The sequence below is a fragment of the Deltaproteobacteria bacterium genome, assembly GCA_009692615.1.
Taxonomy (GTDB): Bacteria; Desulfobacterota; Binatia; order UBA9968; family UBA9968; genus DP-20.
Window position 1 is genome coordinate 1 of sequence record SHYW01000129.1, and the last position, 14,065, is coordinate 14,065.

Here is a 14,065-nt window from a genome sequence, read left to right on the forward strand (position 1 = left end):
TGCTGAAAATAATCCGTCATAATATTTATCTTTCCCCTCCGAACTTGGCGTCTTTGCGGCTTTGCGAGAGGCACATCCGAATCCGAGAGAATTCACCACCAGAGAAATTTGCGCAAGCCGCGCAAATTCTTGCACATAGCAATGCAAAGGTTGCAAAGTTAGGATCCACCACGAAGGCACGAAGAGCACGAAGTTCGGAAAATAAATTATTCGAACCCTTCGTGTGCTTCGTGCCTTCGTGGTGAAATAGGAGTGACTTGTGGCTCTGCTGATCAGCAATCAAGATATCGAGCAGGTGCTCGACATGAAAACTTGCCTCGATGCTATCGAGGAAGGGATCAAAGAATATTATCGCGGCGATGCGGTCTGCCGGCCGAGGATAGACGTTTGGGCGCCGAGCGGCGATCCTAGCGGTTATTATCAGTGGGGTTCGATGGAAGGAACGAGCCGGCGTTACAGCGTGTTTGCTACGCGGATCAAGTCCGACATCGCCTATTGGGCGACCGGTAGCGGCGGCGTTCAAACCCAGGAGAAATATTGCCAGCGGCCGGGGCTGTTTTGCGGCTTGATTCTATTGTTCAGCACCGAGAACGGCGAGCCGCTAGCGATCATGAACGACGGGTACTTGCAGCATCTGCGGGTCGGTGCCACCGCCGGTATCGCGGCGAAGTATTTATCCCGCAAAGATGCCGACACCGTCGGCATGATCGGCTCGGGCGGCATGGCGTGGACGCACGCGCTGGCGTTCGCCGAAGTGCGCCGACTCAAACGAATACAAGTTTATAGTCCAACGCAGAAAAATCGCCAGGCGTTCGCCGACAAACTCGCGGCGCGCTTGGGGATCGATGTCGTTGCCGTCGCTTCGGCTGAAGCGGCGCTCAAGGGCGCGCAGATCGTTTCGGCCTGCACCGACGCCACGGTGCCGGTGATTCCCGGCCGCGCCGTGGATGCCGGCGCATTCATTTGCACGGTGAAAGGCAGCGTCGAACTTGACCGCTCTTGCGCCGAACGGGTTCGGACTTTCTACACCTTCGCTCCCACTAGCGAAGGCGCGGGCGAAGCGGCTGACGCATCGGTGTCGCGGGCGCAAAAGATTTCCGGCAGCCATCGCGCCTACGTTGCCGGTCAAGCGGAAGATTTGGCGCGCATCCCGGAGATCGAACGCGAAGGCGGCTTCGATAAACGCAAAGTCGTCAGCTTCAAAGATTTGTTAAATGCGAGGGATCCGGGCCGGCGCGACGGCGAAGAAATGCTCGCGGTGGGCGGCAATCAGATCCAAGGCATTCAGTTCGCGTCGGTGGGCGGCGCGACCTATCGTTTGATTAGAGACAAAGGTTTGGGGCGGGAGTTTCCCACCGAGTGGTTGTTGCAAGATGTGCGGAACTAGATTCATGAAAACGTTTTTGGCAATTATTTTTCTGCTGGTTGCCTTATCGTCGTCAGCGGCCCTGGGCGCGGAGGCGCGTGGCAATTGGCAAGCGGATTGGGAGCGCACCGTGCGCGCGGCGGAGAAGGAAGGCGAGGTCTCGGTTTCCATCGGCGGCTACGGCGCGGTCATCGAATCGGGAGTATTTCAGAAAGCTTTCCCGAAGATCAAGGTCAATTACATCACCGGCGCGGGCACCGACATAGCGCCGCGTATCGTTGCCGAGCGCAGAGCAGGGAAGTATCTCCTCGATGTTTACAATGGCGGCGGGGTTTCGCTCTACCAGTCGCTGTACCTGGGAAAGCTGCTCGACCCGATCAAGCCCGCGTTGATCTTGCCCGAAGTGCTGGATACGGCCAAGTGGTTTGAGGGCAAACTCAAATTTGCCGACAAGGAAGGCGAGTATATTCTCGTCTATGAGGGCAATGTCTCAGCCGGCGCCGGAGCCGGGTATAACACCCAACTACTCGATCCGCGGGAGTACAAAACCTATTGGGACCTTTTAACTCCGAAGCTGAAGGGCAAAATCGTTTCCATCGATATTCGCAAAGTGCGCGGCGCGGGGATTCCTTGGCAATTTCTTTATTACAGTCCGGATTTGGGGCCGAAGTTTTTGCGCCGGCTGTTTGGCGAGATGGACGTGACCCTGACGGCGGACTTTCGCCAAGCGGTGGATTGGTTGGGAACCGGCAAGTTCACATTGGTGTTGCCGGTCCAAGGTGGGCAGATTTACAAAGCCAAGAATCACGGCTTGCCGGTGGAACAGTTCGAACCTTATCATTTCAAGGAAGGCGTGAACTTATCTTCGGCGTTCGGTTCGCTGGCGCTGATGAATCGCGCGCCCCATCCCAACGCCGCCAAGGTTTTTATCAATTGGTTACTGTCGCGCGAGGGTCAGAGCTTATTTCAAAAAGTCATCAGCATCCCAGGCGATGGACGCAATTCCCGGCGCATCGATGTGCCCAAAGATCATATCGCACCGGACGAACAGCGGCGCGATAAGATGACTTATTTCGATACCGAAGATCCCGACACCAAAGACATGACGCCGCTGATGAAGTTGTTGGATGAAGTCGTGGGCGTGAAAAAGTAGTTGATTGCGTCGCGCGGGATTGAATGATTCAGAATCCGATCCGTCATGCCGGTGACGACCGGCATCCATCCCCGCCCAGCGCCTGGATACCGGCATACGCCGGTATGACGACGGGAGGGGAAAACTTACCCGCCTTGGGCTTTTCTTTTCTTCGTTCCTCTGATCGAACTCAGTGCGTCTACCGCGGCGATTCTTCCGATGGGTCCGGTGGCGAAGCAGGCTTGCAGGACTTTGCGGTCGGGGCCGAGTGTAAAATTGGTCGCGTGGATGATACCGCGCCGTTCTTCCCAATAGGCGCCGACGCGATCGGCGTCTTCTGGAACCTTCAATCCATAACCGATGGGAAAAGTCGCGCCGGTGCGCTCGACCATTTCTTTGGCTTTATCGAGCGGGTCGACGGATAACGCGACGATATCGGTGGTCTCTTGTGTGAATTCTTCAAGATGCGCTTGATAGTCGGCAACCTGCCGAACGCAGTAGGGTCACCAGATGCCGCGATAATAAATGATGACCGAGTAGTCGCCTTTGAGATCGGCGGGGATGTCTAACGTCCGACCATCCGTGAGCGGCACGGTGAAGTTCGGGAAAAGATCGCCAGGATTTAATTGTTTTGCCACAATTTCATATGCCTTCCATGTGTGGAGTTTCGTAGGGGCGGGTTTCAAACCCGACCTTTCAATTCTCAGCCTGCCAAGCCTAAAAGCTTCGCGGCGTTGCCGCCCAACACTTTCTGTTTGTCGGCGTCGGAAATCTTCAGTTGCTTCACGGTATCCACGGCGCGCACGAGCGGGATCGGCACCGGCGGCGAGTCGCTGCCGAAGACCACTTGATCGATGCCTATGGTGTCGATAGCGCACTGCACCGCGGGCGGATGGTAGCAGACCGTGTCGAAGAATAGCTGCTTCATGTAACTCGCCGGCGGGCGGGTCATCACGTCCGGTTCCCAGGGGCCGAAGCTGTCGTCTTTTCTCAGTTCGTAACCGAAGCCGTAGCGGCCCGGCAGCATTGGGAGCGCGCCGCCGACGTGGGCGCAGACCATTTTCAACTTGGGAAATTTCTCGAAGCCGCCGGTGAAGATGAAGCGCGTCAACGACAACGTTGTGTCGAACGGCCGGCCGAGCATTTCCGGCAGGCGGAAGATCTCCATCTTCTCGTTGCCGATGGTGAACTTGGGCGGATGGATGAACAACGGCACGTTCAAATCGCTGACCATTTCAAAAAACGGCGCCGCCCGCGGCGAGTCGAGATATTCACCGTTGGTGCTGGAGTTGATCATAATGCCCTTGAGCTTGTACTCGCGAATCGCCTTCTCGGTTTCTTTAAGAATCTTGTCGTTGTCGTAGGGCACGGAGCAGGCCAGGCCGAGCAAACGTTTCGGATGCTTCGCCGTCAATTCCGCCGCATGGATGTTGAATTCTTGGACGACCTTCAATTGATCGTAGCCCTCCGGCGAACGAATCCAGTTGTTGCCGAAGACGGTGATGTCGACGCCGGCCTTGTCCTGTTCTTCGAACAAGCCAGGCAAGTTGAACATCGATTTCGGCGATTTGGGGTGAAACCAACTCTGTGGCACGAGATGGGCGTGGCAGTCGATGATCATGTGAATTTACCTTTCCGTCGGAGAACATTATGGGTGCGTTGCGCGGAAGTCAAATTACGATGAGCCAGGGCCGATGCCTCGGATATCTTCGAGTGGAGTTTCGTCGTTGTGAAATTAGCGCGCGGCGCGATACGCCAGGATGATTAAGAAGATGCCGAGGGCTATTAACGCATATCCGACTTTGTAAAGCGTTGCCCATCCGCGCGTCATTTTTTCTGGTCCCCACGAACTCCAGATGCCGCGGCGAAAAAGCCGCAACTTCGCCATCAGGACAGAACTGAAGCCGGACCACAGCAGAAATCGAACTGTGCCGGTGGGACTCATCAAATACTGAAGAGTTCCGATTGCGCAAACGACTACAAACAACGGCATTATTGCAGAATAGTCAGATGTCACGTAGACAATTCGTCCGCTCGGCTCCTTTTCATAGCTCCACCAAGACATGTGACCTCCGATTTTTGTCGGATGGGTGGAGGCGCGCGACGCCGATACCCATCGTTGTTGCTATGGCGCGATTGTAGACTGGATCGGTGCGCGACGGCAAATGAATGATGGGTATCGCGGAGTTTATTCTGAGCCATCGCCGAAGGGCTCCACCCATCCCACGAGTTAGGAATGACCAAGCCGTAGCGGGACTATCGATTCAACTCGACCAGCTTCATCAGCTCGGCGGCGTTGAGGTCGGATACGGCCCAGTAGCGTAGGCCGCCTCGATCCCAGTGGACGATGTTGTAGCCGTGGGTGCTCTGCGCTTTCGCTGGCGCGTCTTGGGCCGATGCGGCGGGCCAGATGAAGAGGTTGATCAGGTGCTGGTCGTGCCGGTACACGAGCGCGGCCACGGCGCGCTTGTCGACATAGTCGAGCCGTCCGCCGATGAGCGGGAAATCTTGCGGCGCGCCGTCGATGACTGGCGGCGCGAAGTCGACTTTGCTGTTGAACCAGGGCTTGACGGTGTGTTGGTCTGACGATGCGACGTCGGTCAAATGATCGACCATCAATGAGCGCACATGAGCGGCGATCACGTCGTCGACTAAATTTTTCTCGCTAGAACGCCCGGTGAAAACAAGTGAGAGACTTACGGCGACGATCGCCACAGACGCGAGGGCGGCGCCGAAATTGAGCCACGATAAAGATATTTCTTTGCGCGCCGGCCGCGCTTCGACGGCGCCGGGAAGATTGGCGAGAATACGGCCGCGCAAGTGATTCGGCGCGGAATGGTAGGTGGCCGATTGCTTGACGGCGATTTGCGCGGCGAGGGCGAGTTGATGGGCGTCGGCGCAGTCGGCGCAGCTTTTTAAGTGGTTGGTAATCTCCGCTGAGCGGTGCAGGTCCAGCTCGTTGTCGAGGTAGGACGAGAGCAGCGGTCGCGCTTCGGTGCAGTTCATGTTACGGCCTCCTTTCCATGCGCTGGAAAATCTCCAGTAGTTGTTTGCGCGCGCGGGCCAAGCGCGACATGACGGTGCCGATGGGGATGTCGACGATGACGGCGATTTCTTTATAGGTTAAATCTTCCAGCTCGCGCAGCACCAACACTTCGGGAAACTCCAGCGGCAATTGTTCCACCGCTTTGTTTACCCATTCCTTTTCGGCGTTACGCAGTAGCGCCGCTTCGGGATTGTTCCGGGCAAAATCCAGCGCCATCGGCGCACCGTCCCATTCCAGATTATCGGCCTCGTCATCGAACGCGGCGCGGCAACCTTCTCCCTGTTTCTGGCGCAATGCCGTGTAGCAAGTGTTGCGCACGATGGTCAGCAGCCAGGCGCGACCGTTGTCGCCGCGAAAGCTGGCAAAAAATTTAAACGCACGCAGATAAGCCTCTTGCACCAAATCGTCGGCGTCGGCGGATTGGCGCGTCAGCCAGCGGGCGAGGTTGTAAGCAGCGTCGAGGTGGGGCAGGACCAGCGCCTCGAACCGCCGCAGCTTAAGCGCGTCGGTATCCTCGGTTAAATTTTTGTTACGCCACATTGTGGGAGTACCGCTTTCGCGCCGACTTTATTCCCTGTGCAACAAAAACACCAATGGCGGGAATATTTCGCCGCCCGATGCGGTCTTGCATGGATGAAAGTATTTTCAAAGGGGGAATCGATCCATGGACAGAAGAGATTTTTTAAAATTGGCGGGCATCGGCGGGGCGGTATTTGCGTCGGGGCTCAGCGGTTGCGCGACGGCGGTTAACGGACCGGGGGGAGCGGTGGCGCAGTCGGAGGATTTTTTTTTCTTGCAGTTGTCCGATACCCACTGGGGCTTTACAGGGCCGGCGGCGAATCCCGACGACGCGGTCACGTTGAAAAAGACGGTTGAGACGATCAACAGTTTAGATGTTGCGCCTGACTTCATCGTTTTCACCGGCGACTTGACCCATACCACTGACGACGGCAAAGAGCGGCGCAGCCGTTTGGACGGCTTCCGTGACATCGTCGGCAAATTGAAAGTCAACACGCGGCGCTTCATGCCCGGAGAGCATGATGCTTCTCTCGACCGCGGCGAAGCCTATCAAGAATTTTTTGGCGCGCCGAACTACACTTTCGATCACAAAGGCGTTCACTTCATCGTTCTCGACAACGTGTCCGACCCGGCCGGCGCCATCGGTGACAAACAATTGGAGTGGCTCGGCAACGATTTGAAGCGGCTCGACAAAGACGCGCGCATCGTGGTGCTGACCCATCGGCCGCTGTTCGATCTCTATCCGCAGTGGGATTGGGCGACCCGCGACGGCGCCAAGGCGGTTTCCTTGTTACTGCCGTACCGTAACGTGACGGTCTTCTACGGCCACATCCATCATGAACATCACTTCATGACCGCGCATATTCCGCATCATTCCGCCAAGTCGTTGATCTTTGCGCTGCCGGCGCCCGGCTCGGTGCCCAAGCGCGTGCCAGTTTTGTGGAACGATGGGACACCTTACAAAGGTCTCGGTTTTAGGCAGGTTACGGCGCGGACGAAAAGTTTGGACTGCGCGATCAGCGAGTTGTCCGTGGTGAAAGGTTAAGGCGATGAAATCGATTAAAACAAATTTATTTGTGCTGGCGATCATTCTTAGTGCCGGCGGTGGACTTTGGCTGAGCGTCAATTGGGTGCGTGCCCAGGCGAGCGAGCAGGTGATTCAGATCACGGCGAAAAAATTCGAGTTCTCGATGCCCGAGATCGTGCTCAAGAAAGGCGTGCCGGTGATTATTGAAGTAAGGTCGGAAGATGTCGTGCACGGCTTCAATATTCCCGACTTCGGCGTGCGCGAGGATGTCGTGCCGGGGCGGGTGACGCGGGTGCGCGTGTTGCCGGATAAAAGTGGCACCTTCACTTTTCGTTGCGATCATTTTTGCGGCAGCTTTCACGAAGAGATGGAAGGGACGCTGATCGTCACAGATTGATTGCTGTCTCGTCATTTGACGACTTAGCAGGTCGATGAAAGCCCTCTCGGAGTCCTTCGACCGGGCTCAGGACGAACGGAGAGGTATTGATAACACTGATGATGCTCCGTTCACGCTGAGGCTCTCGAAGCATTCCGAAATGTTTTCAGCGGCCGGCTTAAGTCGAAGTCAGTTTGAGCCCGATGATACCGGCGACGATCAGACCCATGCAGGCGAGCCTCGGCAGCGCGGCGGACTCGGCGAATAGCGCGATGCCGAGGATCGCCGTGCCGGTGGCGCCGATGCCGGTCCAGACGGCGTAGCCGGTGCCGAGCGGGATCGTCTTAATCGCTTGGGCGAGACAGTAGAAACTCGCCAAGCCGCTGAGGATGGTGACGGCGCCCCAATAAATGTTGGTCAGTCCGTCGGTATAGCGCAAGCTGACGGCCCAAAGGATTTCTAAAAAGCCGGCGAAGATCAATAATGCCCATGCCATAGGAATCTCCTAACGTTAAACTTGCTTGTGTCGATAGCTGTCGATGGCGAGAAACAAAGCGCCAAAAGTGATCGCCATGTCGGCGATATTAAAAATGCCGGTGCGCAGCGGGCCGATGCCGACGTTCAAAAAATCGATCACCCGGCCGTCGTAGGCGACGCGGTCGATCAAATTGCTGATGCCGCCGGCGAAAACCAAAGTCAGACAAACCAGCGCGGTGCTGGGAAGCGACTGAGTGAAGAGTAAATATATGCCCAGCCCCAACAAAAAAAATCCCACCAGCACGGTGAAAACCAGATGACGCCAAGGATCGGGCAGCGAGGCGCCGAGACTCAAAAACGCGCCGCTGTTTTCGGCGTACTGCAAACGAAACGCGTCGCCGGCGAATGAGATCAGCGCGCCGGGCGCCAAATATTGCTTAGCGATCGCTTTGGTGGCCTGGTCGCAAACGACGCTGACGATGGCAATGAGCGACACAGTTAGGATTCTCGGCAAACGATTCATCTCCTGTCTTTGGTAACGTTTCTAGCTTCATGTTACAAACAGCGCCATGACTCGTTCGAAGCAACAATTGGCCAGACTGATTGGCGGCGCCCTGGGTGAGATCAAAGCGGATCTGATTATTCTCGGCGGCACCCTCGTCAACGTTTATTCCGGCGAACTGCTCGACGGTCTGGAGATCGCGATCGTCGACGGGCGCATCTGCTACGTCGGCCCGAGCGCCGGACACACGCGTAGCGCGGCGACTGAGTTGCTCGATGCCAGCGGCTGCTTTGTTTCGCCAGGATTCATCGACGGCCACACCCACATCGGCCACTACGCTCGGCCCTATGAAAATCTGCAATCGTTTTTGCCCCACGGCACGACGGCGTTGGTGGCGTCCTGCGATGAGTTGGCGACGGTGTTTGGCTTGCGCGGTGTGAAACTATTTTTAGACGAAGTCGAAAAACATCCGCTGCGAGTTTACACGCTGGTATCGATGGTGGCGCCGCAGGATCCGCTCTTGTGCAGCACCGCGACTTTCACCGACAAGGAAATCGCCGAGGCGCTCGACGATCCGCGCGTGCTCGGCATGGGCGAGATCGTTTCCTGGCTGCGCTTGCTTCAATGCGACGACGAAATTCTTTCGCGCTTGGAAATCGCTAGTCGACGCGGCCAGATCGTCCACGGCCACACCGCCGGGGCGCGGGATCGAAAACTTTGCGCCGTTGCCGCCGCCGGGATTTCCTCCTGTCATGAGCCGATCCGTTTCGAAGATGCTTTGGAACGGCTCAGGCTCGGCTATTGGACCATGTTGCGCGAAGGATCGCTGCGCCAGGATTTGGCCGAGACCTTGCCGCAGTTGATTTCTGCCGGCGTAAACTTAAATCGCTTGATTCTGGTCACTGACAGCATGAGCGCCGACGATATTGCCGAGCGCGGCCATATGGACAACGTGGTGCGCCGGGCGATTTCACTCGGGCTGACACCATTGCAGGCGATTCAATCGGTGACGCTCAACGCCGCGACTTATTCTGGACTGGAACAAGAGATTGGCGGCATAGCGCCGGGCCGCTTCGCCGATATAGTTCTGCTCGACGATCTCGAACAGTGTCACGTGCGCAAAGTCTTGATCGGCGGCAAAGTGGTTGCGGCAAAAGGTGTGTCGACGGTTCCATCCGCGCCCATTGCGCTGCCGGTGGAACTTAGCGGTCCGCTGAAGCTGAGCATAGATATCACCCCGGAGGTTTTCAAAATTCCCGCGCCGAGCGCCGCGCCAAAAGTGCGGGTGATGGAACTGGTCAATCAAACGATTACCGCCGAGCGGCTGATCGAGTTCAACGCGCCGTCGGGTTTCGTCGAAGCGAATTTATACGACGACCTGTTGAAAGTGGCGATGTTCGATCGCCATGGGCGGACGAAGCAAGTGGCCTTCGGTTTTCTCAAAGGCTTCGGCGCGAAAGTCGGCGCGGTGGGTTTGACGACCAATTTGGACGAGAACACGTTGATGGTCGTCGGCGGCAACGATGGCGATATGGCGCTGTGCGCCAACATATTGCTCGAAGCCGGTGGCGGCATGGCGATCGTCGATGGCGGCCAACTGTTGGAGAAACTCGAATTTCCCTTTGGCGGGATTTTCTCCCTGCTGCCTTGGCAGGTAGTCGGGCAGGGACTGCGGCGGGTTCAAACCCGGCTAAAAGAAATGGGCTCGCCTTTCGACAAGCCCATTTTTGCTTTGAACTTTTTGCCCTTCGTGACGTTGCCGGCGCTGCGCATCACGGCGCGCGGTTTGGTCGACGCCAAGGAGCGGCGCATCGTATCGTTGTTCGCCGATTGAGTTATGACACGCCTTCTTTTTTGACGTCTTGGCGGATCGGCAGCACGCGCGCTTCGTTTTTCTTCATCGAGATGTGGCCTTCGAGGATCGCGCCGTCGCCGATGACCAGACTGATGGTCGTCACGTCGCCGACCACCGAGCCGGGCGGTTGGATTTCCAATTTTTTCTCGGCCACCACGTCGGCCATCACTTTGCCTTGCACCAAGATCGACTGGGCGGAAACTTTTCCTTTGACGATCGCTTGCTGGCCGACAGTGATGTGGCCTTGGGCGACGATCTCGCCTTCAACTTCGCCGTCGATGGTCGCCTGTCCTTCAAAATGAAGCTTACCGTTGATCTTCGTGCCGGCGCCAAGATATGCGCCCACATCCGCCGGAACTCCACTCGGTCGATTGCTTTCTGCCATGATTGCTCCCCCTTCGCAGTGCAATATATAAATCACTCGCCAATCTTTGTCTATGATTCGCGCGCTTAGTTCCGCTTAAAAAATCTGATTCCTTTTGCCTTCGCGTCGGCGCATCTGTTATAAATCCTTTGTGTGACGGTCATCACTTGTGCCGATTCCCATCAGTACTCATCGAAAGTAGCGTTTTCAGCATAGGAGTGTTTCATGCATAGCGAAGATCTGCGGGATTACCTCGACATCCTCGAAGAGTATCACGAAGTGCAACGGATCGGCGCCGAGGTCGATTGGAATCTCGAGATGGGCGCGATCACGCGCCGGGTCTACGATCTCGGCGCGCCGGCGGCGCTGTTCGAAAATATCAAAGGCTATCCCAAAGGCTTTCGCGCTTTGGGCGCACCGCTGGGCACGAGTACGTATCCGGGCCACGGCCAGTTCGCGCGCACGGCGTTGGCGATGAACATGGCGCCAAGTTCGTCGGCTAAAGAGATCATGGCGACTTATTTAGAGCGCAAAGAAAAATTGATTCCACCGGTGCGAGTCAAGACCGGCCCGTGCAAAGAAAATATCGATATCGGCGACGCGGTGGACGTGCTCAAGTTTCCCATCCCGCTGATCCACGGCGGCGACGGCGGCCGTTACATCGGCACTTGGCACACGGTGATCACCAAGGATCCCGACAGTTCTTGGGTCAACTGGGGCATGTACCGTTTGATGGTGCACGACCGCAATACGCTCGGCTGCTTGTTTCCGATGCAGCAGCATATCGGCCAGATGTATCAAAAATATGAAGCGATGAATAAACCGATGCCGGTGGCGGTCGCGATCGGCGGCCAGCCGGTGATTCCGCTGGTCAGCTGCGTGATGTTGCCGCCCTACGTCAACGAGGCCGATGTCGCCGGCGCGCTCCAAGGCGCGCCGATTCCCATGGTCAAGTGCGAAACTATCGATCTGGAAGTGCCAGCGTCGGCGGAGATCGTCATCGAAGGCGAAGTGCTGCCGCACGAGCGCCGCACCGAAGGGCCGTTCGGCGAGTACATGGGGTACGAGGCCGGCAAGTCGTCGCCCAAACCGATTCTAAAAATCAAAGCGATTACCTATCGCAACAATCCGATCCTGCCGTTTTCCAACATGGGCATGCCGGTGCATGAAGGGCAGACCGCTACCGCCTTGATCAAGGGCGCGGAGATTTATGCTGAATTGAAAAAGCTCGGGCTGCCGGTGAAGGCGGTTTATTGCCCGCCCTTCGGCGTCGGTCACATGTGTGTGGTGTCGACGGAAATTCCGTTCATCAATTTTGCCCGCCGCGTCGCCCACGCGGTGTGGGCGACCAAGCCGGGTCTGTTTGTCTATTACATGGTGATAGTCGAACCCGACGTCGATCCGACCAACATGGACGAAGTGCTGCACGCGATTACCACCAAATGTCATCCGGTCAACGGCATCCACCATGTGCCGCATATTCCCGGCTTTCCGGTGCTGCTGCCGTTCTTACCGCCCAAAGAAAGGTTGATCGGCGACGCCGCCGGCGTGATCTTCGATTGCACCTGGCCAAAGGATTGGCCCAAAGAAAGCATTCCCGAGAAAGCGACCTTCGAAAATCTCTGGCCGAAAGATTTACAAGTGCGCGTGCTGCAGAACTGGGAGGCTTACGGTTTTGGCAAGGCGGAAACTTTGAAGCCGCGCTAGAAATCGTCGCGGCATTAGCAATGCTTAAGAAGCGCGCGGCTTGATCGCCCGAGCCATGCGCCGGGGAATTTGCTTCACCGATGCTTTACCGGCGCCCCAAGGTGAGTGGAGATACCAGCCGCCGATGTCAGTCGCCGCCATCGGCCGCGCCATGTGAAATCCCTGGGCGACATCGCAACCGAGGCTCGCCAAACGATCCCACATCTCTTGGGTTTCCACGCCCTCAGCGATCACTTGCAGGGCCAAACGTTGGCCCAGGTCGATGATCGAGCGCACGATCGCTTGGTCATGATCGTTGGTGGTCATCTGACTGATGAAGGTCCGGTCGATTTTGATGCCGGTGATCGGTAGTTTTTTGAGATTTCCGAAGGACGAGTAGCCGGTGCCGAAATCGTCGATGTAGATGCGCATACCGCGGCTGCTCAAGTGCTCCAAAGCTTTAGAGACATTCAAATCTTCGTTGAGAATGACGTTTTCGGTGATCTCAATTTCCAGAAGATCGGCCGGCAAGTCATATTCTTTGAGCAACCCGTCGATATAGTCGGGCAGGGAGTCGTCGTTAAAATTGCGTGGCGATAAATTGACCGCCACCGGAATGTGAAACCCGACGCGGTGCCAAAGCCGGCATTGGGCGATAGCCTCGCGCAATACCCAGCGGCTGAGCGCGTGGATCAAGCCGGTGCGTTCGGCCACCGGCACGAATTGATAGGCTGGCAGCAACCCATGCTGCGGGTGATGCCACTGGGCCAGCGCTTCGACGCCGAGCATTTTCCCGGTGCGCAAATCGACTTTAGGTTGATAGAAGAGCGCCAGTTGGTTTTGTTCGATGGCGCTGCGCAGGCCGCTCACATAGGCTTGCTTGAGCTCGGTGTAAGGATCGCTGCTGGAATCGTAGATGGAAAATCCGCGGCTATGTTGCTTGGTGTTCTCCAAGGCGATGGTGGCGCGCTGAAACAACAGATTAGCGTTGTCACTGTGCGCCGGATAAAGCGCGACGCCGATGCTGGCCGCGAGATCGATGGGCACGCCATCGATCACAAACGGCGAATCCACCGTGCGCAAGATGCGGCGACAGATATCGTCGAGCTGGGGTTTGCCGAGCGCCGGTAACAGCGCGGCGAATTCATCGCCGCCCAGATGAGCTTTGATAGATGACGCGCCGATCGCTTTGTGAAATCGTTTGGCCAGCTGTTTGAGCAGTGCGTCGCCTTTATTGGGACCGAGAATGTGATTGATGTCGCGAAAACGATCGAGACCTAAGATGATCAGGGCAAACGGCGCGCAGTCTGGCGTCTGGATCGCGTGTTCCAGTTCTTGATTGAATGACTGGCGATCAAGCAGCCCACGGCGTTGGGCGGCATCCGACAACGGCGCCGGCGTGAGTGGCGCCGATTGAAAAAAATCAAGATTTACCGCGCTCTTGGGCTTTTGCTGACCAATTTGCGGCATTATTTTATTAAGTGTGTTCGATACAAAGCAGGCTCAGTAGACAAGATATCCCTGTATATGCCACGAAATACGTTTTCACGCAATAAAATAATTCTATTATGTTGTAGCAAAGTGATTATGTCAGGGGTTAACGGCAACGTAATTATGTCAGGGTGGAAGGATGACAACCCTGACAATGAAAGACGAGAAACGACTAGACGTAATTCAACGAGTATATCGCAGCGAGATCACCGTGGTTGAGGCCG

General features: G+C 56.5%; 15 protein-coding genes. 6 read left to right on the forward strand and 9 right to left on the reverse strand.

Annotated features, from left to right (window positions below):
• Positions 1-259: 259 nt before the first annotated feature.
• Positions 260-1,387, forward strand: coding sequence for an ornithine cyclodeaminase family protein (locus EXR70_22185; protein ID MSP41204.1), 1,128 nt, complete (start codon positions 260-262; stop codon positions 1,385-1,387).
• Complete coding sequence (locus EXR70_22190) at positions 1,374-2,519, forward strand: extracellular solute-binding protein (GenBank protein MSP41205.1); 1,146 nt, start codon at positions 1,374-1,376, stop codon at positions 2,517-2,519. Before EXR70_22185 ends, EXR70_22190 begins: the two co-directional genes overlap by 14 nt.
• A 125-nt stretch (positions 2,520-2,644) precedes the next feature.
• Here EXR70_22190 and EXR70_22195 read toward each other — a convergent pair whose 3' ends face one another.
• The 5 genes from EXR70_22195 to EXR70_22215 form a co-directional block, all read right to left on the reverse strand.
• Entirely contained in the window at positions 2,645-2,890 is a 246-nt protein-coding gene (locus EXR70_22195; protein ID MSP41206.1) for a hypothetical protein, read from the reverse strand.
• A gap of 311 nt (positions 2,891-3,201) precedes the next feature.
• Complete coding sequence (locus tag EXR70_22200; GenBank protein MSP41207.1) at positions 3,202-4,119, reverse strand: amidohydrolase; 918 nt, start codon at positions 4,117-4,119, stop codon at positions 3,202-3,204.
• A gap of 114 nt (positions 4,120-4,233) precedes the next feature.
• Positions 4,234-4,563 (reverse strand): hypothetical protein, encoded by a 330-nt coding sequence (locus EXR70_22205; GenBank protein MSP41208.1) that lies wholly within the window; start codon positions 4,561-4,563, stop codon positions 4,234-4,236.
• A gap of 191 nt (positions 4,564-4,754) precedes the next feature.
• Entirely contained in the window at positions 4,755-5,504 is a 750-nt protein-coding gene (locus EXR70_22210; GenBank protein MSP41209.1) for an anti-sigma factor, read from the reverse strand.
• Position 5,505: 1 nt separating this feature from the next.
• Positions 5,506-6,084, reverse strand: a complete 579-nt coding sequence (locus EXR70_22215) for a sigma-70 family RNA polymerase sigma factor (GenBank protein MSP41210.1) — start codon at positions 6,082-6,084, stop codon at positions 5,506-5,508.
• 124 nt (positions 6,085-6,208) lie between these two features.
• Here EXR70_22215 and EXR70_22220 point away from each other — a divergent pair, with 124 nt between their 5' ends.
• On the forward strand, positions 6,209-7,108 hold the full coding sequence (locus tag EXR70_22220; protein ID MSP41211.1) for a twin-arginine translocation signal domain-containing protein: 900 nt from the start codon (positions 6,209-6,211) through the stop codon (positions 7,106-7,108).
• Positions 7,109-7,112: 4 nt separating this feature from the next.
• Positions 7,113-7,487, forward strand: coding sequence for a cytochrome c oxidase subunit II (locus EXR70_22225; protein MSP41212.1), 375 nt, complete (start codon positions 7,113-7,115; stop codon positions 7,485-7,487).
• Between the two features lie 157 nt (positions 7,488-7,644).
• Here the strand turns inward: EXR70_22225 and EXR70_22230 are convergent, their stop codons facing one another.
• Both EXR70_22230 and lspA read right to left on the reverse strand, forming a co-directional pair.
• Positions 7,645-7,962, reverse strand: a complete 318-nt coding sequence (locus EXR70_22230) for a multidrug efflux SMR transporter (protein MSP41213.1) — start codon at positions 7,960-7,962, stop codon at positions 7,645-7,647.
• Positions 7,963-7,977: 15 nt separating this feature from the next.
• Positions 7,978-8,466, reverse strand: a complete 489-nt coding sequence (gene lspA / locus EXR70_22235) for a signal peptidase II (protein MSP41214.1) — start codon at positions 8,464-8,466, stop codon at positions 7,978-7,980.
• 46 nt (positions 8,467-8,512) lie between these two features.
• Between lspA and EXR70_22240 the strand changes: the two genes are divergently transcribed.
• Positions 8,513-10,279 (forward strand): adenine deaminase, encoded by a 1,767-nt coding sequence (locus EXR70_22240; GenBank protein ID MSP41215.1) that lies wholly within the window; start codon positions 8,513-8,515, stop codon positions 10,277-10,279.
• A 1-nt stretch (position 10,280) separates the two neighbouring features.
• Here EXR70_22240 and EXR70_22245 read toward each other — a convergent pair whose 3' ends face one another.
• Entirely contained in the window at positions 10,281-10,685 is a 405-nt protein-coding gene (locus EXR70_22245; protein ID MSP41216.1) for a polymer-forming cytoskeletal protein, read from the reverse strand.
• A gap of 204 nt (positions 10,686-10,889) precedes the next feature.
• On the opposite strand from EXR70_22245, the gene EXR70_22250 reads away from it, so the two are divergent.
• Positions 10,890-12,371 carry a UbiD family decarboxylase gene (locus tag EXR70_22250; GenBank protein ID MSP41217.1) on the forward strand — a complete coding sequence of 494 codons (1,482 nt, stop codon included), beginning with the start codon at positions 10,890-10,892 and terminating at the stop codon, positions 12,369-12,371.
• Between the two features lie 24 nt (positions 12,372-12,395).
• Here EXR70_22250 and EXR70_22255 read toward each other — a convergent pair whose 3' ends face one another.
• Positions 12,396-13,820, reverse strand: coding sequence for a bifunctional diguanylate cyclase/phosphodiesterase (locus tag EXR70_22255; GenBank protein MSP41218.1), 1,425 nt, complete (start codon positions 13,818-13,820; stop codon positions 12,396-12,398).
• Between the last annotated feature and the right edge of the window lie 245 nt (positions 13,821-14,065).